Origin of the sequence: Paenibacillus sp. FSL R7-269, assembly GCF_000517865.1 — a bacterium.
GTDB lineage: Bacteria > Bacillota > Bacilli > Paenibacillales > Paenibacillaceae > Paenibacillus_AQ.
Genome location: NZ_ASPS01000138.1, coordinates 1 through 214, shown reverse-complemented (window position 1 = coordinate 214; position 214 = coordinate 1). Strand labels below are relative to the sequence as shown.

Here is a 214-nt window from a genome sequence, read left to right as displayed (position 1 = left end):
TGTTCGAGAAAAAAGGCCCGGAGTGGAAAATCACCGATAAAGCGTGGGAGAATGTGCGCGACCAGCTCGTGCTGGCCCGGGTGAACGGCGGCTCCCCGTATCTCGTCATCCAGGATGCCGATTATGAGCGGAACGGCGAACTGCTGATTACCCACCGCTATGAGAGCATCGAGCTGGATCTGAAATACCTGGAGCGCACGCTCCCGCATATCTA

1 pseudogene is annotated in these 214 nt (G+C 57.0%); it reads left to right on the top strand.

The features are described 5' to 3' along the window. A pseudogene (locus C162_RS36500) lies at positions 1–214 on the top strand (stage V sporulation protein R); the annotation flags it as partial.